This window comes from Flavobacterium sp. WC2421 (assembly GCF_040822115.1).
Lineage (GTDB): Bacteria > Bacteroidota > Bacteroidia > Flavobacteriales > Flavobacteriaceae > Flavobacterium.
Genome location: NZ_CP162004.1, coordinates 1,052,272 through 1,077,361 on the forward strand (window position 1 = coordinate 1,052,272; position 25,090 = coordinate 1,077,361).

Here is a 25,090-nt window from a genome sequence, read left to right on the forward strand (position 1 = left end):
TGAAAATTATAATACTAATTTTATTAGAAGAGTCGTTTTTCAACTTCTTTTAATAGGAAAACAACTGTTCTAAACAAAAAAATGACTAACTTTATTCTGCAAGAAGAACTTCATTCTTAGAAATAATTTAGCAGTATTGTGTCAAACTCAAATAGGAAATACGATAAAGCTATTTTTGAAAAAGATAAATTTAATAAAAATAGGGATTGACAACGTCTACCAACAAAATGCTCCAAAGTTGATGACTATTTAAAATGCAACTATAAACAAATATTTTATAGAGTTGGTCGAGATCTATCAGGCAAAACTGAAGTGACTATTTTAGTCAACGAATATCAATTAGTAATAAAAAAAGGAACGATGAAAAAGTCTTTATTTATTATATTGGTTCTCACAGTAAATATTGCATTTGCACAACAAATAGTAACTGGGGTAATAAGTGATAAAACAAACAGGCCTATTGAAAGTGTAAAAGTCAGTGTGAAAAATACGGCCCTAAAAACTTTTACAGATGCCGCTGGTAAGTATTCTATTGAAGTGCCAGAAACGTATAGTACCCTTGAATTCACTAAAGAAAACTATAAAGATCAAGTAGTCGAAATTACCAATGATGTTATAAACATAACTATGTCTTTGATTACTGATGTTGATTTATTTGAACTCAGTTTGGATGAACTAATGAATATTGAAGTGATAACAGCTTCGAAAAAACCACAGAATCAAAAAATTGCACCTGCAACAATTTATGTAGTCACCGAAAAAGATATTATAGAAAAAGGATATTATGATTTAACCAGTTTATTAGAAAACATTCCAGGTGTGGTCCCGATAAGAACTGACCATTTTACTTTTGGAGGACAACGAGGTTTTCTAAGTAATTTTTCACAAACACTACTGTTAGTCAATGGGAGAGAAATGCAAAATTTATTTGCTTCCGAGACTTTTATTTCAACACAATTTGCAACGCATAATATAAAGCAGGTTGAAATTCTGCAAGGTCCTGCATCAGCCCTTTATGGTGCAAATGCTTTGGTTGGTGTAATTAATATTATCACAAAAAATGACTCTTCTGATTTTAATAAAACGGAGTATCACACTGAAATTGGAACACAAGGAACACAATCTCAGAGTATTGTTTTTGGGAAAAATTTTGCTGATTTTCGTATTAGTGGTAGTTTTCGATATTTTCGATCTAACCTTTGGGATTACAAAGACTTTATAAAAGACACCGTAAATTTTAGACAAGCAGTTCCTACTAAAGCATTTCCTGTAAATCAAGAATTTAAAAAGAGAAGTTGGTCACTTCCTTATGCTGCCAAAATTTCTTACAAAGGGTTTTATGTGGGAATTGAAGGGTATGAGCTTCAAGGAAGTAAAGGACTTGAAAACATTTCATTAGATTACACAAATCAAAGTGATTTCCGTGAATTGGCCTTGTATTATGCAGGTGTTGAAAAAAACATTACAGCTAAACTTAAAATTAATTCAGAAATTCAATTTTATAAAGAAAGATTTTGGGGAGTGAACTACACTTTTGATAATGTAATCTATGACACTATGGTAAAAAACGGACATAATCCGGAATTTCCCCTTACTGAACAAGAAATTAAAGACAATTTTATGATGGCTTATTCACAACAATCGAGCTCGGGTTCAAAACGATATAAAGGAAATGTACAATTAGATTATGAACCGAGTCAAACGTTATCTATAATCGGTGGCTATACTTTTGATGAGTTTGATTTATTAGGTTTAGCTCTTTCTACAGAGCGATTAAACCCTAGTTTTGATGAAACACGTTCGATCGAAAATAGTATGCGTAAACCCTTTTATCGTCAGTATAAAAACTCATTATTTTTACAATTGCAAAAAACACTATTTGATAAATTATACGTTACGCTAGGTGGACGATTTGACTATCACAATATTTATAAATCTATTTTTACCTTTCGTAGTGGTTTAGTTTACACCCCTTTTCAAAAAACGTCTATTCGATTTCTTTTTGGGCAGGCTTTCCGTGAACCTAATATTTTTGAACTGGGCGCTTCCTCAGTAAATAATGTTATTAACGAGCTTAATCCAGCTAAGATGAATACTTTCGAACTTGGAATAAATCAATCGTTTACAAGTAATTTGATAGCTAATGTTGTTGCCTATCGAAATACAGCAACAAATTTTATTGAGCCTACAGAAACGGGTGGTTTCGTAAATTCTGGTAAAATAATAAATGTCTTTGGTGTTGAGAGTCAATTATTTTATAAAACAGGAAAAATCAGAACCGAAATAAGTTATTCCTATGTTAGAAAAGATGCTGATGAATATGCAGGTGTTAGCACGGTAAATCTAGGTGTTTATCCACATAGAATAACTGGAGGCTTGACGTATAATATAACAGAGGACTTTACAGTCAATTCTAGAATAAATTATTATTCAGAAATAAAAGCAAAACACGGTAATAAAGACATTAATGAAATACTGACGATCCCCTCTTTTTCTAAAGTTGATCTGACATTTTCGTACACAAAAATAAAAGTCTATGATGTCGAAATTGCTACACAATTGTTTGTTACTAATATGTTTAATTCCCAATTTTACCAACCCAATATAAGAATAGGCGGACCAAAACAATTTTTACAGCATGGAAGACAACTATTTTGCAATGTAATTGTTAAATTTTAACAACGAAAAAAAGAATTCAAGAATATGGATTTACAAAACAAGTTTTTTTTTGATATTTAAAATTGATTTCATTGTAGATTCTTTTTTAAAATTACCTTTTCGTATTTTTGCAAAAATTATTTTTTATGAAATCAATTTTCAGTAGATACCGAAAATTTTTAGGTGTTTTTGTTGTACTATCATCCATTATACTATATTTATTCTATACGGCCCTAAAACCAAGTAAAACACTTCCAATATTTAATCCTGCGGATGTAAATCCTGAACTAGTTGACAGTACGGTGCAGTACATTAGTAAGTACCATACTATTGCCGATTTCTCTTTTACAAATCAAAATGGGAAAACCATTACCCAAAAAGATTATGAAGGGAAAATATATGTGGCTGATTTTTTCTTTACTACTTGCGGTTCTATTTGTCCTAAAATGACCGCCAATTTATTTGATGTTCAAAAAGCCATTCTCAATAACCCAAAAGTAATGTTGCTTTCTCATACTGTATTTCCTGAGGTAGACAGTGTTGCTGCTTTAAAAGCCTATGCTATAAAATATGGTGTTAATGATAGCAAATGGAATTTAGTTACTGGTGATAAAAAGGAAATATACACGATGGCTCGAAAATCATATTTAGCAGTCAAAATGGGAAAGCCAAGTGAATTATACGATATGGTTCACACGGAGAATTTTGTGTTAGTAGATGCTAAACGAAGAGTTCGTGGTTTTTATGACGGTACTAAAAAAGAAGATATTCAAAAGTTAATTGAAGATATTAATTTTTTATCAAACCAATAATTTCTTTTTATTTCCTACTTGTAAAAGTAAAAAGAACAGTCTTGTTTTCAGAATTTTAATTTTCTTGGAATAAAGACAAAAATGATAAATATCATTCATTTTTATATTATAATATGTATTTTTGCAATATTAATTCAATCTAAATAAGACTTGCGCACCACGATAAATTCACTTAAAAAAGGCGAAAAGGCCATTATCAAAGATTTTGATATTGATATCATTCCATTGAAATTACTTGAAATGGGCTGTTTACCTGGTAATATGGTTGAATTATTGCAAATTGCTCCATTTGGAGACCCATTATATTTAAATATTAATGGTTCTCATTTGGCCATTAGAGTGGAAACAGCAAACGAGATTGAAGTGGAAATGATAAAAATCAAGCTATAATGATTAATAAAAACATCAACGTAGCTTTAATAGGCAATCCAAATACAGGAAAAACATCAGTTTTTAATCAATTAACCGGACTGAATCAACAAGTAGGAAACTACCCTGGGATTACTGTTGAGAAAAAAATAGGTTTTTGTAAATTACCCAATAATATAAAAGCCAATATCCTAGACTTACCAGGAACATACAGTTTAAATGCCAGTTCTATTGATGAAAATGTGGTTATTGAACTGTTGCTTAATAAAAACGATAAACTATATCCTGATGTTGCGCTTGTTGTTACTGATGTTGAAAATTTAAAACGTAATTTATTACTTTTTACCCAAATAAAAGACCTTGAAATTCCGACCATTTTAGTCATTAATATGGCTGACAGAATGGAACACAAGGGAATCACTTTGAATATTCCATATCTGGAGGAACATTTAAAAACTAAAATTGCTTTAATCAGTTCTAGAAAAGGATTTGGAATAGAGGAGTTAAAAAAAATGATAATCACTTACAAAACGATATCAAGCGAACCTTGTTTGAATGCATCGGTAATTGATCCGGAGTATTTTGACAGCTTGCGCAAAGCGTTCCCAAACCAATTGTTGTATAAATTATGGCTGGTTATTACTCAGGATGTTAACTTCTTAAACTTAGAACGTAAAGAAATTCACAGTTCCTTTACAAAATCACATTCGGATTTAAAACGATTACAGCAAAAAGAAACGATAAAAAGATATCAGTTTATCAATGACGTACTCAAAGAAGGATTAAACGTTGATGCCTCAGTTGCAAAAGATTTCCGTTCTAAACTGGATCGTGTTTTAACGCATAAAGTGTGGGGGTACTTCATTTTCTTCGTCATTTTGTTTGTTATTTTTCAATCTATTTTTGATTGGTCAAAAATACCAATGGACTTTATAGACAGCACGTTTGCCTCATTGAGTACCTTGGCAAACGATACTTTACCAGCAGGTGTTTTAACCAATTTAATTTCTCAAGGGATCATTCCTGGTATCGGCGGAATTTTAATATTTATTCCTCAAATTGCATTTTTGTTTTTATTCATATCCATCTTAGAAGAAAGTGGTTATATGAGTAGAGTGGTTTTCTTGATGGATAAAATCATGCGAAAGTTTGGGTTATCAGGAAAAAGTGTTGTTCCATTAATCTCAGGAACTGCCTGTGCTATTCCGGCAATTATGGCTACTCGAAATATTGAAAACTGGAAAGAACGAATCATTACCATACTAGTCACCCCTTTTACAACCTGTTCAGCTAGACTGCCTGTTTATGCTATTATCATTGCGTTAGTAATTCCTGACACTCGTGTTCTGGGAATATTTAATCTTCAAGGTTTAACCTTAATGTTATTGTACCTTTTGGGTTTTGGAATGGCAATATTCTCTGCTTATGTTTTAAATAAAATATTAAAAATTAAAGGGAAAACATTTTTTGTAGTTGAAATGCCAAACTACAAATTACCAATGTTTAAAAACGTAGCTATTAATGTAATTGAAAAAACGAAGGCTTTTGTTTTTGGAGCTGGAAAAATAATCTTAGCTATTTCCATTGTATTATGGTTTTTAGCCTCTTATGGACCAGGAAAGAAGTTCAATAATGCCGACGAAATAATACGCACTAAATCTGAAAACACGACCATTACTCCACAGGAATTAGATAATAAAGTGGCTTCTTACAAATTGGAGAATTCTTATATCGGAATCATGGGAAAAACCATTGAGCCTGCCATTTCACCATTAGGTTATGATTGGAAAATAGGGATTGCTATCATCAGTTCATTTGCAGCTCGTGAAGTTTTTGTGGGCACATTAGCAACTATTTACAGTGTGGGTGGAAGCGATAATGAAGATACCATTAAAAACAAAATGGCTGCGGAAATAAATCCTGAAACTGGAAAGAAAATATTCAATTTTGCCTCTGGAATTTCCTTGTTATTGTTCTATGCATTTGCCTTACAATGTGCCAGTACATTAGCCATAACGCGTAAAGAAACCAATTCATGGAAGTGGCCTTTAGGACAACTTATTTTCATGAGTGGTTTTGCCTACGTTGTAGCATTAATTGCCTACCAAATTTTAAAGTAAAACAGTATGTTCCAGCAAATAATCGCCTTTACAGCTCTCGGAATTGCCCTAGTTTTTTTAATCAAAAAATTCTTTTTTAAAAAGAAAAAATCGGATAAAAATTGTGGTGATGGTACGGATTGTGGTTGTCATTAAAGGAGTATCGTTTTAATACTTTCTTTTAAAGTAAAAACTAACTTAAAGCCAGTAAAATTTTCTTAAAATACTAATAAACACCACTGTAATCAATAAATTTTGATTAAATTTATAGTACAAATCTTGTAGTTAAATGCTTAAAGTCAATTGATTATCTTTTTTTATTCCTAAAAACAATATTTAAGATATTGCAAATAATAGAAGCTGTTTAAAAGTAATTTCAAGACTTCCCGCTTTATATCTACAATAGCAATTGAAATTATAGAACTATTATGAATTTTAAACATTCATAATTTTTAGTGCTTTATCTTATTCGTAAAAAATTATAACTCAAAAAATCACTTCCTTTTGAATTAGTGCTTACTTCTTAGTAAGAGTGTTTTATGCTACTTCTTTTCAAAAATTTTAATAGAAAGGACAAGGAAATAAGCCGTTTTAATTAAAAGTAAGTTTGTTGCGTTTTCTTGATGAGTCTTTTTATTCAATACTTATTCCAAAAGGAAACAGCGAAGTATTGATGAAATCACTTTTATGATTTTATGTTGCCATTGATTTCAAACAAAAGCGAACCAATACCAACACATTATGAAAAAATTTATTTTAATATTATTTTTTCTGAAGGTTGCTTTTCTTTATTCACAAAAAGAAATTTCAGGCTTTGTCATTGACAATGCTGGTGTCGCTTTGGCTGGAGCTAACATCACGGAAAAAGGAACCAATAATAGTGTCTTTACTGATATTAATGGGGCGTATTCAATTATTGTAAAAGAAGGTGCCACTTTGGTTGTTAGTTATTATGGCTTTTCTAAACAAGAATATGAAGCCAGTGAATCTATATTGAATGCGGTATTATCACAAAATGGGGGGCAAAATAGAGATGAGGTTTTGGTTACAGGAACTAGAACTGTACCAAGGAGTAATACTACAAGTTCACTTCCGATAGATGTTTTATCATCGGAAGATCTTATATCTACAGGCCAATTCACATTGGATAAAGTATTGCAATACAAAATTCCCTCCTTCAATACCGTTCAAACACCTGTAAATGATGCCACTTCCTTATTGGATCCCTATGAAATTAGAAACATGGGTCCTAGTAGAACCTTAATTCTTATCGACGGCAAACGCAAAAACCTAAGTGCTTTACTTTATTTGCAAACCTCACCTGGTCGAGGTGAAACGGCTGCCGATATTTCGGGTATTCCAATTGATGCAATTGAGAGGGTAGAAGTTTTACGTGACGGTGCCTCAGCGCAATATGGTTCTGATGCAATAGCAGGTGTGATCAATGTTATTTTAAAAAAGAGACCAAATAACGGGGCAGTTACAGTACGAACTGGAATAACTAAAAAAGGAGATGGAGAACTATTTGGGGTGAGTTTGAACAACGGTTCTACATCGGGTAACAACGGCTTTGTAAACTATACTATTGATTTTTCAAAAGTAAATTTGGCTAATAGACCTGGAAAAGTAGATGCAGAAGGAGAATTTAATGATTTTATCAAAATAGACCCTAATGAACCGTCCAGCTATATAAACGATGATCATACCCTAAACGGAACAAATATTGATGGAATGACCGAGGATGGGATTAGTGCAGTTTTTCAAGGATACAAAGGCTCACCCGATTATAATGCAAAATTTGCAACTATAAATAAAGGGAATGTTTCAGGGAGAGAAGCAGTTGATTCTTTTTTAAAAAACAATCCTGATGCGAAAAACATAAATGGTTCGCCAGAAACTGTTACAGCTAAATTCTTAATTAATGGTGGGTTTAATTTATCCAGTGAAACACAAGTGTACTACAATGCCCTCTATGTGTTTAAAAAAGTTAATTCATTTGCCAATTATAGAACTCCATATTGGAGATCCATACAAAATCCTTTTGAAAATAATTCTATTCCAAACTGGAGTACCGCATCAACATATCCCACTTATTTGAAAGATTTTTTTGGCAATGGAACGGTAGCTTCATACAATGGATATCTTCCCACATTTACGGGAGATTTAAATGATTATAATGCCACCTTAGGATATAAGTCCATAAGAAATGGATGGAACACTGATGCAAGTGTTACAATTGGGGGAAACTCACAAGCCTATACTGTAGAAGATTCACAAAATAAATCAGTCATAAAAGATCAGAATGGGGTGAGCGTTTATCAAGAAAATAGTCCCATAAATTTTAAACCAGGCGGAGTAGCTTTCCATCATGTAGTAGGGAATTTAGATATTTCAAAAGTTGTTTCCGATAAAATTAGTGTTGCATTTGGTTCAGAAATCCGAACTGAAACTTTTGAAATTACCGAAGGAGACCGAGCGTCTTGGGAGGGAGAAGGAGCCGATTCCTTTTCTGGAAATAGACCTGAAAATTCGGGTAAATGGAACCGTTATAATTTTGGAGGGTACATCGATTTGGCATATGATTTCTCTAAAAAATTTATACTAAATGGAACCGTTCGTTATGAAGATTATAGCGATTTTGGGGGCGCAACGGTTTGGAAAATCAGTTCAAGATATAAATTTCCTAATGATAAAGTCATCATTCGTGGATCCTTTTCTACAGGATTTAGAGCACCAACATTGCATCAAATTTATTCCCAAAAATCACAGTATTCATTTGTAGCAGGACAAGGAATAAAAATTAGTGGATTGATCAATAACATTTCTGCTCAGGCGCGCATTTTAGGAATCCCAAAATTAGATGCAGAAAAATCTAGAAATATGACTATGGGTATAGGGGCAAACCCTTTTAAAAATGTAAATTTTACTATTGATTATTATACAATTACAGTGAATGATCGAATACTTTTGGGAGACAAAGTGGAAACACAGTTTGGAACAGTCTCTTGGTTTGAAAACTCATTTGATTCCAGAACATCTGGATTAGATGCAGTTATGAATTATGGAGAGATTCCCATTGGAAATGGGAAATTAGGGATGAATTTATCGGGAAATGTGGTTTTTGAAAACAAAAGAATTTCAGCTGTTACTAGCGATAATTTTAGTCCTACTTTAAGCGCTTTAATGTTTACCTCAAGACCTAAAACAAAATGGGTTTTGGGTGGGGTTTATAAAATTTCAAAATACGAATTCATTCTTAATAACACCTATTTTGGAAAAACAACATTCAAGCAAGACGGTTTAAATCCAAATTTAAGAACAGAGTTTACCCCAAAAATAGTTACTGACTTAGGCATTAATTATTCCCCTACAAGTCAATTGGTTTTTGCTTTTAATGTCAACAATCTATTTAATGTGTTGCCCCAATGGAAATTTAAAGCCGAAAATGAAGCTGGAGCTGCAATTTTAAAAGATTCGTCACAAGTTAAGTCACAATTTAATTTGATTACTTTCAACGGGCGTTATTCTCAAATGACATATGAAGGATATCATTTCAGCCAATTGGGAACCCAGTTTAGTCTGGCACTTAACTATAGATTTTGATTTCAAAAAGAGCTGGTTTATTAAGGCATAAAAGAACTGTTTTAAAAATAAAAGTATGAAAACTATAACTCAATTGTTTTTTTTGTCGTTGACCGTATTGTTGTTGGATGGCAATCTAGTAACCGCCCAAGAGAATGCTGGAGGAAAGGAATATGCTTTAAAAGCGGCTTTTCTGTATCGTTTTATAGATTATGTTAATTGGAAAGATTATTCTAAAAACCAAGCTTTTAAGATCGCTATTTTAGAAGGAAGCCCAATTACAACTTCATTGCTTGCTGTGCCTAAAACTAAAAAAATTGAGATTAACGAATATGGAAATTTGGAGGAAATCGGTTTTTGTAATATTTTATTTGTTCCTTACAATAGCACGATACCAATTGAAACTATTCTTTCTAAATTTTCTGACAAACCAGTATTGATAGTCACTGAGCGAAATGGTTATGGCAAAAAAGGAGCTCAAATGAATTTTGTTATTGTCGATAACAAATTAAAATTTGAGGTAAATCTAAAAGCAATAAATAAAGCGGGAATTGGAATTAGTTCATTCTTATTGCAACACGCGATTATTGTGCAATAGTACTGAAGCTCCATTTGTCAACTTATGGAATGAAAAAGAGTTTTTAAAATATTAAAATAATATACATATGCTTAATCCACGTAACATATCCATTAAAAACAAACTCGTGCTAATGCAAGTATTTACTTCTGCATTTGTACTGATTATTTGTATCACAGCCTTTGTTTTAATCGACATAAAAGGCTTTAAAGACCGTAAGGCAGTAGGTTCGAAAGCCATAGCTCAAGTAGTTGGTTTTAATAGTATTTCTGCACTTGATTTTTTGGACAATTCAGCTGCAAGTAAAATTTTATCTGAATTAAATGTTCAGCATGATATTTTAAATGCGGTAATTTTAGACAAGAAAGGAAAAGTATTTGCCTCTTATGCAAAAGAAGGTACCGATTCAAAATATCAATTTAATGTTTCTAAAGATGTCTCAGATAGATTCGAATTTACTAGTAATGAACTTTTTGTATACAGTAAAATTAAAAAAGACAATGAAGTAATAGGTAGTGTTCTTATTCGATTTGAACTTTCGGAATTGAATAAAATAAAGATGGATGTTTTGCGTCTGGGAATCGTGCTGCTTATAGTGGGAATTGGGCTTGCATTTTTAATTGCCATTTTTATTAAAAAATACATCTCTAAACCATTGCTGAATTTAGTCACTGTTATTCAACAAATAAAAGAAACAGAAGATTATAAAATTAGAATGGCCGTTGAAGGTAAAGATGAAATTAGTACCCTTTCTATTGGTCTCAATGATATGCTAGAAACCATAGAAAAAAGAAGTAATGAAGTAGCACAATCTAAAGAGCAATTAAATAAACAAAACACACTCTTGCAATCCGTTATACAAAACATGGGAGATGGATTAATAGTTGTTGATGAAAGTAATAAATTCCTGTTGTGGAATACTGCTAGTGAAAAAATTATAGGAATTGGTGCTATTGATATCCCTAAAGAGAAATGGGCTGATACTTATGGTTTCTTTTTGCCTGATTCTAATACTCTTTTTGCTACAAATGAACTTCCGTTAGTTAGAGCGTTAAATGGAGAAGAAGTCGATAATCAGGAAATGTTTATCCAAAATTATAGAAAAACAGCAGGTCTTTTTGTTACCGTAACGGCCAGACCTTTAAAAAACACATCTGGAGAAACGGTTGGAGGAGTTTTAGTTATTCATGATATTACAGAGCGAAAAAATTCGGAAAATCTAATTAAAAAACTCAATGAAGAACTAGAGCAAAAAGTAAGTGAACGCACAGCTCAATTAGCTGATGCTATTGAAACGCTTCGCAATAGTGAAGAGAAATACCGTGAAATTGTTGAAAACACAAGTGATGTCGTGCATACTTCAGACTACAAAGGCAACTTTACTTACATTAATCCTGCGTGCGAAAAACTAACAGGTTTCACGCAAAGCGAATTGATGGGTACCAATATTATAGATCTCGTTGCGCCAGATTGGAGAGATCGTGTGGCTGAGTTTTATTTGAATCAGTTTAAAAATAAAATTGATGAAACGTCCTTTTCTTTTCCAATTATAACTAAAGACAGAAAACAAAAATGGATTGAACAAACCGTAATGCAATTAAGAGAAGGAAATAAAATAACTGGACATCGCTCTATTATGAGAGACATTACCGAAAGAAAACTAGCAGACCAAAAGCTAAAAGAAAGTGAAGGACAGCTACAAACTATTTTTAATGAAGCTCCTGATGCTTTGATTGTGATTAATGATGAAGGGGACATTATAAGATGGAATCCGCAAGCCGAAAAAATATTTGGTTGGTCAATTCAAGAAGTTTTAGGTAAAAAAATGAGGGATTTAATTGTTCCGGACCAGTATAAAGAAAGTCATATGAAAGGGTTTCAACATTTCCTTGAAACGGCAGAAGGGCCATATATTAATAAAACAGTCGAAATCACGGCGCTTAATAAAAAGAAAGAAGAGTTTGAAATTGAATTAACAGTATCTCAAGCAACTATTTCAGGGAAATATATTTTTATTGGATTTATAAAAGACATTTCTCTAAGTAAAAAACTAGAAAACGAAAAAATTGAAGCCGATAAATTGGTACGCCTTAATGAATTAAAATTGAAATTGATTCTAGAAAATATAGGTGAAGGAATTATTGTAACAGATACTCATAAGAGAATTGTGCTTTCTAATCATATGGCCGAAGAAATTATAGGAATTAAACAAGATTCAGGAATGCCAACGACTCTTGATTGGTCGGCTAAATATGATTTATACTATCCTGATGAGCGTACTATATTTCCAGCTCAAAACCTTCCTTTAGAAAAAGCATTAAAAGGGGAGTCTACAGATGATGTTGAAATAGTAATAGAAGACTCGGAAACACGAGATAAAAAAAGAGTAGTAATTAGTGGCCGACCAATAATTGATGACAACAACTATATTATCGCGGCTGTTGCCAATATAAAAGACATTACATCCTACAAAAACATGGAGGTTGCTCTAGAAGAAAGTGAACAAAAAATTAGAAAATTAATAGGTTTTAAAAGCGATAACAAATAGGATGATTTTCTATTTCAAGTAGCCAATTTTCAAGTAGTAATCCTTAGGGTTGATTTTAATACCTTCTTCAGGGTAAGGAAAAACAGTGATGGTTTGTAGGTTCTGTTTATTGATAGGCAAATAACGCACCAACCAATCTTTGTTTTCTTGAAAATTATTTCCAGAAATAGTTACCGCTTCATCCGTAATAAAATGTTTGTCTTGATATACCGAAACTAACAATTTTATTTCTCCCGCCCAAATGCAATTCACGCCTTTGGGACAACGGGAATCCGAAACGATTTGTTTTAAAACGAATTGATAGCCTTTTTTTGGGAGACATTCCTTTTGAGTAATTTTAAAATAACTTAGGTTTTTATTTTGAGCAAAAGCGGTTAAATTAAAAGTCAATAATAACAGCAGTATACATTTTTTCATTTCAAATCTATTGATTAGGTTAGGGTCAAGATTACTTGAAAATGGTTAATTTGTCTTTACAAAAAGGTTGCTAGCAATCTTATTTGAAATCGTCAAATTCTTGCCATCTACTTTTATTTTTAGTGATAAATCAAAAGTCTCTTTACTTAAAATTTCAATTTTAGAACCCAAAGCAATTTCTTGCTTGTCCAGATATTTTAAAAACTCAGATGAGGTGTCTTTAACACCAACACACATTCCTTTTTGATTTACCAAAAGTTCTGAAAGTAATTGTTTTTCGATTTTGAATATTTCCCCTTGCGCATTTGGTATCGGATCTCCATGTGGATCTTCGGTGGGGTTGCCTAGAAAATCATCTAGTTTATTGATGAGTTTCTCTGATTTGATGTGTTCTAATTGTTCGGCAATATCATGCACTTCATCCCATGAAAAATCCAATTTATCTACCAAGAAAACTTCCCAAAGGCGGTGCTTTCTCACAATCATTTTGGCAGCTAGTTTACCTGGTTCTGTTAGGGAAACGCCTTGGTATTTTTTATAATTAACCAAGTCTTTTTCAGCCAATTTTTTAAGCATATCCGTAACTGATGAGGCTTTGGTTTCCATCATTTCCGCAATGGCATTAGTACTCACATCAGCATTTGAAACTACGGTAAGATGGTATATGGCTTTTAGGTAATTTTCTTCTGAAAGTGTCATTGTTGTTTTTTTTTAGCCCCGATAGCAGCGACATCCTTTATCTTTTTTTCTTTAAAAAAGATAAAGATAAAGCGAATAGCGGGAATGAGCTCCTATGAATATTAATTTTTAACGATATATAAAGGAATGGAAATTTTATGTCTCAATTTATCGACTGTAGTTCCAAAAATCAAATCTTTGAATCCTGTGTGTCCATGCGTTCCCATCACCAAAACGTCAAAATTTCCTTTATTAATGATTTCTGGTATCACTTTGTTTGGTTTACCAAAGCCCAACTGAATACTGACTTTGAATCCTTTTTCAGATAGCATTTCTTGGTATTCTTTCAATAATTTTTCATCTACCAAAGTTTCGTGATCGTCAATATGTTCTCCATAAATGAGCGCTCCAACGGTTTCAACAACATGAATTAATGTATAGTTGGCCGCAATTCCGCCTAATTCAAAAGCACTATTTAAAGCCACTTCATCGGCACTCGAGAAATCTACTGAAACAGCAATATTCTTTTTATCATACGTTTCTGATTTAGAAAAACGGAGTTTTAAGTTGTGCGGAGAATGATTGTGGAATGCAGTTTTGGATTTGGTAATTAAAGGTTTAAACACAATGAACAGCAACAAAATTAAGAAACTTATTGCTAATGGAACTACTGTTAACCACAATATCATTGGGTTATCTGAAGTTTCAAGCCAGCCACTTATTTCATCCAAAACTAATTTTGCGTTCAGCACCACGATAATTGAGGCTACGATCCAAGAGGCAATTTGGGTCCATATTCCAATGTGAAACCCTTTCATTTTTGATTTGTCACTCACAAAATGAATTAATGGAATGATGGCAAACCCCAATTGTAAACTCAAGATCACCTGACTAAAAATCAGCAATTTTCCTGTAACACCTTCGCCAAAAATAGAAATGACAATAACGGCTGGAACTATCGCAATTAATCGGGTTATGATTCTACGTACCCACGGCTGGATTCTTAAATTCAAATAGCCTTCCATGATGATTTGTCCTGCTAATGTTCCTGTAACTGTGGAGCTTTGTCCAGCAGCGATAAGTGCAACGGCAAATAAAATGGGTGCCCATTTAGTTCCTAGAAGTGGTTGCAAAAAGCGATGCGCATCTTGAATTTCGGCTACTTCATGCATTCCTATTTTGTAAAATGTGGCTGCAGCCAAAATTAAAATGGCGGCGTTGACAAAAAAAGCAAGGTTTAAGGCAATGGTTGAATCGATGAAATTGTATTTTAAGGCTTGCTTGATGCCTTCAGTAGTTCGATCAAATTTTCTGGTTTGTACTAATGAGGAATGTAAATATAAATTATGTGGCATAACTGTCGCCCCAATAATCCCGATAGCAATATATAAAGCCGTTTCATTAGGCATGGAAGGTATTAAACCTAGAAGTACCTTATCCATTTCTGGTTGTGCAAAAATCATTTCGAATATGAACGAAACCCCAATGACCAATACCAAAGCGATAATGAACGCTTCCATTTTTCGGATGCCTTTGTTGATTAGAAATAATAACAAAAAAGTATCTAAAACGGTAATCATTACGCCTTCAATCAGCGGAATGTCGAATAGTAAATTAATACCAATGGCCATTCCTAAAACTTCTGCCAAGTCACAGGCGGCAATAGCAATTTCAGCTAAGAAATAAAGAATGTAGTTAATAAACGGGGAGTATGTTTCACGAGAAGCCTGTGCTAAATCACGTTGGGTTACAATACCCAGTCGCGCGCTTAAACTTTGCAAAAGCAACGCCATGATGTTACTCATCAATAAAACCCAAAGCAAAGAATAGCCAAATTGACTTCCTCCAGCAAGGTCCGTTGCCCAGTTTCCAGGATCCATATATCCTACGCTTATTAAGTAGGCAGGACCAAAAAAGGCTAATATTTTTCGGAAAACTGATTTCTTATTTTGAGTGGAAACCGATTGGTTTACTTCTTCTAACGACTTACCCATTTTATAACTGTTTGATGCAAATATAATTATGTTTTTTTGTTTTATCAAATATTTATTTTAGTTTTGTCTAAATATTTATTTAAGCTATTGAAAAAATGAAAAAACCACACCTTTCTATTATAGTAATCATTTTGTTATACAATGTTGGATTTGCACAAAATATGCCTTCCATACAAACTGACAGGCCGGATCAAACCGAATGTCCTTTTATTACTCCTGTGGGTTATTTGCAATTAGAAAATGGATTTTCATTTGAAAAAACAAAACAGAATGCAAATGAAATTCAGGCAGCAGCCGTATTAGTTCGTTATGGAATTAATCAAAATTTCGAATTGAGATTAATTTCTGAATTTATAATCGATAAAAATAATTTGGAGAAAAAAGCGGGAATAAATCCTATTTTAATTGGTTTCAAAACAAAACTGATGAACGAAAAAGGGATTATTCCTACCACTTCCTTTATTGGGCATATTACAATTCCAAGGCTAGCATCAGCCCCATACAAACAAAAATATTATACTCCTGAATTTCGCTTTACCATGCAACATACCATTAGTGATAAACAAGTATTGAGTTACAACTTGGGTGCCGAATGGAATGGGGAAACGACCGAACCTACTTTTGTTTATACCTTGACAACAGGGTATTCGATTACGGAGAAATTAGGTGGATATGTAGAACTCTATGGTTTTATCCCTCAAATTGAAAAACCAGATCATCGCTTTGACGCTGGCTTCACTTACTTATTCAACCCAAATCATCAATTAGACATTTCAGGTGGACTGGGATTATCTAAAATTTCACCCGATTATTTCTTGTCTTTGGGCTATTCATTCCGATTTAAAATCTAATTTTAATTGTCTATTTTTGATAAAAATTGGACACCACTTTAAATGAAAAACTACGATTACATTTTTACAGGCACAGGTTTAGCAGCATTGATGACTGTTTATAAAATGATTCAATCAGGTAATTTTAGGGAAAAATCCATTTTGCTTATCGATGAAGATGCAAAGAAAACCAATGATAGAACTTGGTGTTTCTGGCAAGTAGAGCAATCAACTTGGGAACAATCAATTACTAAAAAATGGGATTTGGCTTTATTTGCCAATGAAAAATTCAGTAGAGATTTAGAATTAAAGCCGTATCAATACAATAGAGTAAAAGGATTGGATTTTTACAATCAAGTATTTGATTTGATTTCGAAACAAAAAAATATCGACTTCCTTAACGAAAAAGTAACGGATATCAACGAACTCCAAACGCATGTTTACGTTGCTACCGAAACCCAAAATTTTACTGGCGATAAACTGTTTAATAGTATTTATAGAAAGTTTGCCGTCGAAAGCCAAACTAAATATCCCGTTTTGCAACAGCATTTTATTGGTTGGTTTATAGAAAGTAAAGAAGCGGCTTTCAATCCAGCGCAAGCCACTTTCATGGATTTTTCGGTAGAACAAAAAGGGAATACACGTTTTATGTATGTTTTGCCTACTTCCACAACCGAAGCGTTGCTGGAATACACCTTGTTTTCACATGATTTATTAGCCAAAAGCGAGTACGAAGATGAAATTCAAAACTACATTAAAAAACTCGGTATCACGGATTATGAAATCATCGAAAAAGAACAAGGTAGCATCCCGATGACCTGCTATCCTTTTTGGAAAAAAAACACCCAACGCGTCCTCAACATTGGAACCGCCGGCGGATGGACCAAAGCCAGTACGGGTTATACCTTCAAGAATTCTGATAAAAAATCGACTGGCTTAATCACTTTTTTACAAAGAGAAAAGGACTTCAGGAAATTCCATAAACAAACTAAATTTTGGTTTTACGACTTGCTTTTGTTGGATATTCTGGATCGAAAAAACGAACTGGGAGCAAGTATATTCTCTTCAATGTTTAAAAAGGGGAGTCCCGTTTTGATTTTTAAATTCTTAGACGAAGAAACATCGCTTTATGAGGATATAAAAGTAATTTTAAAATGCCCTAAAATGCCTTTTGTCATGGCTTTAATGCGATCTGTTCGTTATTTATTCCAGAAAAATCAAATGGCTATCAAACAATAACAAAACTTTATAAAGCAAATAATGGAGTTCTTTTTAAACTTCGTAACTTTGCACTTTCAACAATTAATATTTAAAATACAAAGATATGTATCCAGAAGAAATGGTAAAACCAATGCAAGCTGAACTTACAGTAGCAGGTTTTCAAGATTTACATAGCGCAGATGCGGTAGACAATGCGATCAAAGCCGAAGGAACAACACTAGTAGTTGTGAATTCAGTTTGTGGTTGTGCAGCAAGAAACGCACGTCCAGGAGCAAAAATGAGTTTGGACGGAGCTAAAAAACCAGATCATTTAATCACGGTTTTTGCAGGAGTTGACAAAGAAGCAGTAGATGCAGCAAGACAACACATGTTTCCTTTTCCTCCATCATCACCATGTATGGCGTTGTTCAAAAACGGAGAATTGGTACACATGTTAGAGCGTCACCACATTGAAGGTCGCCCAGCTGAAATGATTGCTGAGAACTTACAAGATGCTTTTAACGAATACTGCTAGTATTTAAACGCGAAGAACACAAAGTATTGCGCTAAGTTCGCAAAGATTTTAACCGCAGCTTCACCCATTTTAAATGTGTGGGCTGCGGTTTTTTATTTGGAGCTATTTCCAGCGGTACACTATATCCTATTTTGGCAGTGTTCACCAGAATAGAATATAGTGTACCGCTGGCAAGAGTGAACTGATTAATTAAAATAGCTCTAAAAACCAAATTATCTCAATTAAAATCGTTTTCCTAGTTTAAGACCAGCATAAGGAATTAGAATAGTTCCGTCTTCATTACCAGTGTCTAACCCAGGTCCAACATCTACTCCAAAATTAAAACCTTTCAATCCGTAATAACTAAGTCCGATGGGTAAATAAATAACTACAGCATTACCGTTAAGTAAATAACCATTTCCAAAATCAACATAAGTTGCTGTTAATCCAGTATTAAACATCATTTTTTGCTCTTGGATTTTACTAAAAAAAACTTTGGCTCCAATACCTACACTTGGTAGTCCAACTCCAATTTCTAAACTCACATAGTTCGAGACAATTCGTTCATAAGTCAACCCAATTACAGGGGTTGTTCCTAAAATTGTAAAGGATATAGCATTCTTTTTTAAACCTCCAAAATCGTTTTTGTTTTCCTGAGAAAACACGGTGGCGGAACTTAAAAGTACCAAAATAATAAGGATAAAGTTTTTCATGGTTTTTTGGTTTAGTTAGTTGGTATTGGTTTATGGTTTGATATTTAAGCTAATAAACATTTTTATTTTGGGTAAAACTAAAAACAACTACAAATCAATAAAAGAATCAACAGTTTTTACAATTGAAGTCCTCCTCTTCTTACAAATAGACCTCCTACTAAAATGTGCCATTTCCTTTGTCAAAATTGAATAATTGCAATTCAGAACTCATTGTCAATCCAGATTGCTTCACTTGAAGTGGTAACATATTATAGTGACGAAAAGCGATATAAAAAGCCTAAACTTTGATTCTCTGCATCTCTGTAACTCTATTTCTCTGCAACTTTGAAACTCTCTAACTTTTCCCTACTTTTGCAAAAATAATTTTTCACACTTAAACCGTTTATAGCATGCAACTGTATAACACTTTAAGCGCAGAAGAAAGAGCCATCATGATTGATGATGCCGGAAAACAAAGACTTACTTTGTCTTTCTATGCTTATGCGCAAATTCAAGATCCAACACAATTCCGTAACGATTTATTCCGCGCTTGGGACCCACTTGTGGTTCTTGGTCGTATTTATGTGGCCAAAGAAGGAATTAACGCTCAGCTATCACTTCCGGCAGATAATTTCTATGCATTCAAAGACACTATAGAAGAATATGATTTTATGAAAGGAATGCGCTTGAATATTGCCGTGGAGCATGACGATCACTCTTTCTTGAAGTTAACAGTAAAAGTACGTGACAAAATTGTTGCTGACGGATTAAACGATGAAACTTTTGATGTTACCAACATTGGAGTGCATTTAAAAGCCAAAGAATTCAATACTATTTTAGACGATCCAAATACAATTGTGGTTGATTTTAGAAATCATTACGAAAGTGAAATTGGTTATTTTAAAGGCGCTATTACACCTGATGTGGATACTTTTAGAGAGTCATTGCCTATCATTAATGAACAATTGCAAGATTTTAAAGAAGATAAAAACCTAGTAATGTACTGCACTGGAGGAATCCGTTGCGAGAAAGCTTCGGCTTATTTTAAACATCAAGGGTTTAAAAACGTATACCAGTTAGAAGGAGGTATAATTAATTATGCCAAACAAATTAAAGAAGAAAATCTAGAGAGTAAATTCATTGGTAAAAACTTTGTATTTGATCATCGCTTAGGCGAAAGAATCACTGACGATATCGTTTCACAATGTCACCAATGCGGAAAACCTTGTGATGTGCATACCAATTGTGTCAATGAAGGGTGTCATTTATTGTTTATTCAATGTGAAGAATGTGCGCTAGCCATGGAGGGTTGTTGTTCCGCCGAATGTGTGGATGTGATTCATTTACCTGAAGAAGAGCAAAAAGCAATTAGAAGAGGAATAAAAAACGGCAATAAGATTTTCAAAAAAGGAAAATCAGATGTGTTGACTTTTAAAAATAGAGAAGCCAATCAAGACCCTTTGGCCGCAGTTCCCAATCTTGCCGATTTGACAAAATCGAAAGCATTGGCTAAAAAAACGCCAAAAATTAAAAAACAATACATTGGGAAAGGAACTCATTTTTATCCAAAACCAAGCATTGGTCAATTCTTGATTGAAGAAAATGAAATAAAAATTGGAGATACAATGCTGATTAAAGGAGAAACTACTGGAGAACAAAAAGTAGTAATATCTGAAATGCTTGTAAATGATAAAGTTGCTGAAAAAGCGGTTGTGGGAGATACATGTACTTTTAAGCTTTCTTTCCGAATTCGTTTGTCAGATAAATTATATAAAATTATAGACTAACCCCCTATTTCTTAAAAATTCATTAAGACCTTTTCCAAATAGATGGAAAAGGTCTTTTTTTTTAATAAAACTTTAATTCTTTGTCAGTTGTAACTTTTGCATCTTACGCTTAAAAAATACTATCTTTACGAATTAATCGTTTTAAGAACATAAGTTGTGTTTATCACAACACTATATATAAAATTATGGCATGTACAAGTTGTTCAACTTCTGATGGTGGTTCACCTAAGGGTTGTAAAAATAATGGGACTTGCGGCACCGATAGCTGCAATAAATTAACTGTTTTCGATTGGCTTTCTAATATGAGTTTACCTAATGGGGAGGCGCCTTTTGACTGTGTTGAAGTTCGTTTTAAGAATGGGCGTAAAGAATTTTACCGCAATACGGAAAAATTAACTTTATCGATGGGAGACATTGTGGCTACGGTCGCTTCTCCAGGTCATGATATCGGAATTGTTACTTTGACGGGAGAGTTGGTTAAAATCCAAATGAAGAAAAAAGGAGCGAATTACAACGGTAATGAAATCCCAAAAATCTATAGAAAAGCATCTCAAAAAGATATTGATATTTGGTCTGCTGCACGCGAACGTGAAGAACCTATGAAAGTTCGAGCACGTGAATTGGCTATAGCCCAAAAACTAGAAATGAAAATATCTGATATTGAATTTCAGGGAGATGGATCTAAGGCTACTTTTTATTATACGGCCAATGATAGAGTCGATTTTAGACTTTTGATTAAAGATTTTGCCAAAGAATTTAGCACTAGAGTAGAGATGAAACAAGTAGGTTTCCGTCAGGAAGCAGCTCGTTTAGGTGGTATTGGTTCTTGTGGTAGAGAATTGTGTTGTTCTACTTGGTTGACGGATTTTAGAAGTGTAAATACTTCTGCGGCACGGTACCAACAACTGTCTTTAAATCCACAAAAACTAGCTGGTCAATGCGGAAAATTGAAATGTTGTCTCAACTATGAGTTAGACACTTACATGGATGCGTTGAAAGGGTTTCCTGATTTTGAAACGAAGTTAGTTACTGAAAAAGGAGATGCTATCTGTCAAAAACAAGATATTTTTAAGGGCTTAATGTGGTTTGCTTACACCAATAATTTTGCAAACTGGCACGTATTAAAAATCGAAAAAGTCAAAGAAATCATTGCAGAGAATAAGCTGAAAAACAAAGTTTCATCACTAGAAGATTTTGCTATTGAAATTATTCAAGAAACAGAAAAAGACTTTAATAATGCGATGGGACAAGAGAGTTTAACTCGTTTTGACCAACCTAAGAAAAGCAAAAGACCGAACAAAAAACCGAAGAAAGTAGGTGAAAATGTTATCACTGCGGCTCCTAAAAAAGGTGGGGAAAATGCAATTGTTCCTAATAATAAAAAACCGGTACATAAAAAACAAGGAAATCCAAATCAAAAAACGCCAACTGGAACAGAGCCTGCACCAGCAAGAAAACCAATAATTATTACTAAAAATGAGTCTAAGAAATAGCTTTTTATTGCTTTTGATTACGGCAGTCTTTTTTTCATGTGATAAAAAAAGAGCTTTTGATGAGTATAAATCCGTTGGAAGTGCCTGGCATAAAGACAGTATTGTATCTTTTAATTTACCGGAATTAGATTCTACGAAAAGATATGATTTGTTTATAAACTTGAGAGACAATAACAATTATAAATACAACAATCTTTTTTTGATTGTGACCTTAGAAAAACCAAATGGCTACACGAAAGTAGATACTTTAGAGTACCAAATGGCTGATCCCGATGGAACATTACTTGGGGATGGTTTCACGGATATTAAGGAAAGCAAATTGTTTTACAAAGAAAATGTGCGTTTCAGAGGAAAGTACAAAGTCAATATCAAACAGGTGGTACGGGAAACAGGGAAAGTTCCTGGAGTTGAAAGCCTGGAAGGTATAACAGAAGTAGGTTTAAGAATAGAAAAAAAAGAATAGAATAGATATATGGCTGCTAATAAAAACAATAATAAAGGTAATACTGTAGATAAAGATTTCAAGTATTATACTAAAACATTTTGGAGGTTTTTCTTTTACGGAATGGGAGCTGTTGTTCTTTTTTTCTTGTTTGCTTCTTGGGGAATTTTTGGCTCTATGCCGTCCTTTGAAGATCTAGAAAATCCCGATTCTAATTTAGCTACAGAAATAATCTCTTCTGATGGGGTTGTTTTAGGAAAATATTTTCAGAAAAACCGTTCACAATTAAAATATTCTGATTTACCTAAAAATCTAGTTGATGCTTTGGTTGCAACTGAAGATGAGCGTTTTTATGAGCATTCTGGGATTGACGGAAGAGGAACATTAAGAGCCATTGCAAGTCTTGGAACTAGCGGTGGGGCAAGTACCTTGACACAACAACTAGCCAAACAATTATTTCACGGTGAAGGGTCTAAATTTTTGCCGTTTAGAATTGTGCAAAAAGTTAAAGAATGGATTATCGCCATCCGATTAGAAAGACAATATACTAAAAACGAGATTCTTGCCATGTATTGCAACGTATACGATTTTGGTAATTATTCCGTTGGGGTGAGTTCTGCTGCACAAACCTATTTCTCAAAAGAACCAAAGAATCTAACGACTGATGAATCAGCAATTTTGGTTGGGATGTTCAAAAATTCAGGATTATACAATCCGGTAAGAAACCCACAAGGGGTGAAAAACCGTAGAAATGTAGTGCTTTCTCAAATGGAAAAAGCGCATATGATAACGGAAGACCAAAAAGTAAAAATGCAAGCAATGCCCATCACTTTACATTTTAAATTAGAAAGCCATAGGGAAGGGACTGCAACTTATTTTAGAGAATACTTACGTGATTACATGAAAAAATGGGTTGATGAAAATAAAAAACCAGATGGATCAGATTACGACATCTACAAAGACGGTTTAAAAATATATACGACTATTGATTCCAGAATGCAATTGCATGCTGAAGAAGCTGTTGCTGCTCATATGGCCAACTTACAACAAGAGTTTTTTATTCAGGCTAAAACCAATAAAAACGCTCCGTTTGTAAATATTTCTGATGCCGAAACCCAACGTATTTTAAACCAAGCCATGAAGTCGTCTAACAGATGGTCCGTTTTAAAATCATTAGATAAAAGTGACGAGGAAATAATCGCGTCTTTTAAAGTCAAAACAAAAATGACAGTTTTCACCTGGAAAGGAGAAAAAGATACCATCATGACTCCAATAGATTCTATTCGTTATTACAAACATTTTTTACAATCTGGTTTGATGGCAATGGAACCACAAACAGGGAATATAAAAGCGTGGGTTGGAGGAATCAATTACAAGTATTTTCAATACGATCACGTAGGGCAAGGAGCTAGACAAGTAGGTTCAACATTTAAACCTTTTGTTTATGCTACTGCAATCGAGCAATTAAATATGTCTCCTTGTGATTCTATCATCGATGCACCATTTACAATTCCAGTTGGTCGTCACCATGTTACTGCTGCTTGGACACCTAAAAACTCTGACAATAAATACAGAGGAATGATTACGCTGAAAAAAGCATTAGCCAATTCTGTCAATACCATTTCGGCGAAATTAATGGATAAAGTAGGGCCAGAAGCTGTCGTTAAATTGACACATAAATTAGGTATAAAATCCGAAATTCCTTTGCAACCTTCTATAGCCTTAGGAGCTGTAGATATTACAGTGGAAGACATGGTAGCTGCCTACAGTACATTTGCTAATCAAGGAGTGTATACTAAACCACAGTTTTTAACACGAATCGAAGATAAAAGTGGTGTTATTATTTATGAGCCTATTCCAGAATCACATGATGTTCTAAATAAAGACATCGCTTTTGCTATTATTAAATTATTAGAAGGAGTTACCGAAGGGGGATCTGGAAACAGATTAAGAACCGAAGGTGGTGGTTATGGTTACAATAGAATCACAGGATATCCTTATAAATTTACAAACCCTATTGCCGGTAAAACGGGTACCACACAAAATCAATCCGATGGTTGGTTTATGGGAATGGTTCCTAATTTAGTAACGGGTGTTTGGGTAGGTTGCGAAGATCGTTCTGCACGTTTTAAAAGCATTACGTATGGTCAAGGTGCCACTGCAGCTTTACCAGTTTGGGCCTATTTCATGAAATTGTGTTATGCTGATTCGGAGCTTAAAGTATCCAAAGAAGAATTTGAAAGACCCGCAAACCTGTCTATAAAAGTAGATTGTTATTCGGCTCCAAAAGTAAAAGATTCTACAGCTGTTCAAAACACAGATGAATTTGAATTTTAAATTTTTTTAGAAGCCATTTCCAGCTCTACGCTTTATCTTTGTGGCTGAACAACAGCCACAA

Annotated in this window: 19 protein-coding genes; 15 read left to right on the top strand and 4 right to left on the bottom strand. The window is 33.5% G+C overall.

Going from position 1 to position 25,090, the window contains the following annotated elements:
- Window positions 1-360: 360 nt before the first annotated feature.
- The 8 genes from AB3G33_RS04455 (at window position 361) to AB3G33_RS04490 (ending at window position 12,645) form a co-directional block, all read left to right on the top strand.
- On the top strand, window positions 361-2,679 hold the full coding sequence (locus AB3G33_RS04455) for a TonB-dependent receptor (protein WP_367772943.1): 2,319 nt from the start codon (window positions 361-363) through the stop codon (window positions 2,677-2,679).
- A 125-nt stretch (window positions 2,680-2,804) separates the two neighbouring features.
- Window positions 2,805-3,470 carry an SCO family protein gene (locus AB3G33_RS04460; protein WP_367756416.1) on the top strand — a complete coding sequence of 222 codons (666 nt, stop codon included), beginning with the start codon at window positions 2,805-2,807 and terminating at the stop codon, window positions 3,468-3,470.
- A gap of 150 nt (window positions 3,471-3,620) precedes the next feature.
- Window positions 3,621-3,860, top strand: a complete 240-nt coding sequence (locus AB3G33_RS04465; RefSeq protein ID WP_367756418.1) for a ferrous iron transport protein A — start codon at window positions 3,621-3,623, stop codon at window positions 3,858-3,860.
- Window positions 3,860-5,959 (top strand): ferrous iron transport protein B, encoded by a 2,100-nt coding sequence (gene feoB / locus AB3G33_RS04470; RefSeq protein ID WP_367756420.1) that lies wholly within the window; start codon window positions 3,860-3,862, stop codon window positions 5,957-5,959. The genes AB3G33_RS04465 and feoB overlap by 1 nt, the downstream gene beginning before the upstream one ends.
- A 6-nt stretch (window positions 5,960-5,965) precedes the next feature.
- Entirely contained in the window at window positions 5,966-6,094 is a 129-nt protein-coding gene (locus AB3G33_RS04475) for a FeoB-associated Cys-rich membrane protein (RefSeq protein ID WP_367756422.1), read from the top strand.
- A gap of 585 nt (window positions 6,095-6,679) precedes the next feature.
- Window positions 6,680-9,541 carry a TonB-dependent receptor gene (locus tag AB3G33_RS04480; RefSeq protein ID WP_367772945.1) on the top strand — a complete coding sequence of 954 codons (2,862 nt, stop codon included), beginning with the start codon at window positions 6,680-6,682 and terminating at the stop codon, window positions 9,539-9,541.
- A gap of 55 nt (window positions 9,542-9,596) precedes the next feature.
- Window positions 9,597-10,118, top strand: a complete 522-nt coding sequence (locus AB3G33_RS04485) for a YfiR family protein (protein WP_367772947.1) — start codon at window positions 9,597-9,599, stop codon at window positions 10,116-10,118.
- A gap of 112 nt (window positions 10,119-10,230) precedes the next feature.
- Complete coding sequence (locus tag AB3G33_RS04490) at window positions 10,231-12,645, top strand: PAS domain S-box protein (RefSeq protein ID WP_367772950.1); 2,415 nt, start codon at window positions 10,231-10,233, stop codon at window positions 12,643-12,645.
- Window positions 12,646-12,654: 9 nt separating this feature from the next.
- Here the strand turns inward: AB3G33_RS04490 and AB3G33_RS04495 are convergent, their stop codons facing one another.
- From AB3G33_RS04495 to AB3G33_RS04505, 3 genes are all read right to left on the bottom strand, one after another.
- Window positions 12,655-13,062 carry a hypothetical protein gene (locus AB3G33_RS04495; RefSeq protein ID WP_367772952.1) on the bottom strand — a complete coding sequence of 136 codons (408 nt, stop codon included), beginning with the start codon at window positions 13,060-13,062 and terminating at the stop codon, window positions 12,655-12,657.
- Between the two features lie 45 nt (window positions 13,063-13,107).
- The gene (locus AB3G33_RS04500) at window positions 13,108-13,761 is read right to left on the bottom strand and encodes a metal-dependent transcriptional regulator (RefSeq protein WP_367756432.1); all 654 of its coding nucleotides are present in this window, start codon (window positions 13,759-13,761) and stop codon (window positions 13,108-13,110) included.
- Window positions 13,762-13,862: 101 nt separating this feature from the next.
- Window positions 13,863-15,734 carry an Nramp family divalent metal transporter gene (locus AB3G33_RS04505; RefSeq protein ID WP_367756434.1) on the bottom strand — a complete coding sequence of 624 codons (1,872 nt, stop codon included), beginning with the start codon at window positions 15,732-15,734 and terminating at the stop codon, window positions 13,863-13,865.
- Between the two features lie 95 nt (window positions 15,735-15,829).
- Here AB3G33_RS04505 and AB3G33_RS04510 point away from each other — a divergent pair, with 95 nt between their 5' ends.
- The 3 genes from AB3G33_RS04510 to AB3G33_RS04520 all read left to right on the top strand — a co-directional run bounded on the left by AB3G33_RS04510 (window position 15,830) and on the right by AB3G33_RS04520 (window position 18,299).
- Window positions 15,830-16,585, top strand: a complete 756-nt coding sequence (locus tag AB3G33_RS04510) for a transporter (protein WP_367772953.1) — start codon at window positions 15,830-15,832, stop codon at window positions 16,583-16,585.
- A 42-nt stretch (window positions 16,586-16,627) separates the two neighbouring features.
- Window positions 16,628-17,803, top strand: coding sequence for a lycopene cyclase family protein (locus tag AB3G33_RS04515; RefSeq protein WP_367772955.1), 1,176 nt, complete (start codon window positions 16,628-16,630; stop codon window positions 17,801-17,803).
- Window positions 17,804-17,888: 85 nt separating this feature from the next.
- Window positions 17,889-18,299 carry a BrxA/BrxB family bacilliredoxin gene (locus AB3G33_RS04520; protein WP_367772957.1) on the top strand — a complete coding sequence of 137 codons (411 nt, stop codon included), beginning with the start codon at window positions 17,889-17,891 and terminating at the stop codon, window positions 18,297-18,299.
- A 221-nt stretch (window positions 18,300-18,520) separates the two neighbouring features.
- Here the strand turns inward: AB3G33_RS04520 and AB3G33_RS04525 are convergent, their stop codons facing one another.
- Window positions 18,521-18,991 carry a hypothetical protein gene (locus AB3G33_RS04525; RefSeq protein WP_367772958.1) on the bottom strand — a complete coding sequence of 157 codons (471 nt, stop codon included), beginning with the start codon at window positions 18,989-18,991 and terminating at the stop codon, window positions 18,521-18,523.
- A gap of 389 nt (window positions 18,992-19,380) precedes the next feature.
- Between AB3G33_RS04525 and AB3G33_RS04530 the strand changes: the two genes are divergently transcribed.
- From AB3G33_RS04530 to AB3G33_RS04545, 4 genes are all read left to right on the top strand, one after another.
- A complete protein-coding gene (locus AB3G33_RS04530) occupies window positions 19,381-20,757 on the top strand; it encodes a rhodanese-related sulfurtransferase (RefSeq protein ID WP_367772960.1) in 1,377 nt (458 codons plus the stop codon).
- 185 nt (window positions 20,758-20,942) lie between these two features.
- Complete coding sequence (locus tag AB3G33_RS04535) at window positions 20,943-22,250, top strand: stage 0 sporulation family protein (protein ID WP_367756446.1); 1,308 nt, start codon at window positions 20,943-20,945, stop codon at window positions 22,248-22,250.
- Window positions 22,234-22,713 (top strand): gliding motility lipoprotein GldH, encoded by a 480-nt coding sequence (locus AB3G33_RS04540; protein ID WP_367772961.1) that lies wholly within the window; start codon window positions 22,234-22,236, stop codon window positions 22,711-22,713. Before AB3G33_RS04535 ends, AB3G33_RS04540 begins: the two co-directional genes overlap by 17 nt.
- Window positions 22,714-22,722: 9 nt before the next feature.
- On the top strand, window positions 22,723-25,029 hold the full coding sequence (locus AB3G33_RS04545) for a penicillin-binding protein 1A (RefSeq protein ID WP_367772962.1): 2,307 nt from the start codon (window positions 22,723-22,725) through the stop codon (window positions 25,027-25,029).
- Window positions 25,030-25,090 lie beyond the last annotated feature (61 nt).